Annotated in this window: 1 protein-coding gene; it reads left to right on the top strand. The window is 58.1% G+C overall.

Features of this window, described 5'->3' with window-relative positions:
- The coding region (locus D5S11_RS19645; protein WP_128424643.1) for an amino acid adenylation domain-containing protein at window positions 1-1,220 on the top strand (1,220 nt) is incomplete at both ends.

Raw genomic sequence — 1,220 nt, 5'->3', positions numbered from 1 at the left:
GAAAAACAAGCCCTCCTTGACGCATGGAAAGGAAAAACACTTTCTGTGCCGCGGGACAAAACGGTTCACCGTCTCTTTGAAGAAACGGCCGCCCGCTACGCGAACCGGCCGGCCGCGGCATATAACGGCGCGAAATGGACGTACGGCGAGCTGAACGCAAGGGCGAACCGCATCGCGCGCATTCTCATGGACTGCGGCGTCACGGCTGACGAACGTGTCGGCATTTTGACGAAACCGTCCTTGGAAATGGCCGCGGGCGTACTCGGCGTCTTGAAAGCGGGCGCGGCATTTGTGCCGATTGATCCCGACTACCCGGAAGAGCGTATCAGCTACATTCTGCAGGACAGCGGCGCCAAGCTTCTTCTCACACAGGAAGCGCTGGGCGTGCCGGACAGCTACAACGGAGAAACGATCCTGCTTGACGGCAGCCGCTCCATTTTGAGCCTGCCGCTTGATGAAAACGATGAAGCGAACCCGCAGACGGAAACAACGGCGGATCATCTCGCTTATATGATTTACACGTCAGGAACGACCGGACAGCCGAAGGGTGTCATGGTCGAACACCATGCGCTGGTGAACCTGTGCTTCTGGCATCACGACGCATTCGCCATGACGGCGGATGATAAAAGCGCCAAATACGCGGGCTTCGGTTTTGACGCCTCCATCTGGGAGATGTTCCCGACATGGACCATCGGCGCGGAGCTTCATGTCATTGACGAAGCGATCCGGCTGGATATCACCCGCTTAAATCACTATTTCGAGGAGAACGGCGTGACCATCACCTTCCTGCCGACGCAGCTGGCCGAACAATTTATGGAGCTGGAAAATACCTCTCTCCGCATGCTTCTCGTCGGCGGCGACAAGCTGAAGCGGGCGGTGAAACAGCCGTACACGATCGTCAACAACTACGGCCCGACGGAAAACACCGTCGTCGCGACAAGCGGCGTCATCAATCCGGAGGAAGGATCGCTTTCGATCGGACGGGCAATTGCCAATACGAGAGTTTATATTCTCGGCGACGGCGATCAGGTGCAGCCGGAAGGCATTGCCGGTGAATTGTGTGTGGCCGGCCGCGGTCTTGCGCGCGGATACCTGAACCGTGAAGAAGAAACGGCGAAGCGGTTTACCGCCGATCCGTTCGTGCCCGGCGAGCGCATGTACCGGACCGGCGACCTCGTCAAATGGAACGCGAAGTGCGGCATCGAATACATCGGCCGTAT

The sequence above is a fragment of the Bacillus sp. L75 genome (assembly GCF_003676355.1).
Lineage (GTDB): Bacteria > Bacillota > Bacilli > Bacillales > Bacillaceae > Bacillus > Bacillus velezensis.
The sequence above is the reverse complement of the archived record's forward strand: the minus strand, read 5'-3'. Positions and strand labels throughout refer to the sequence as shown.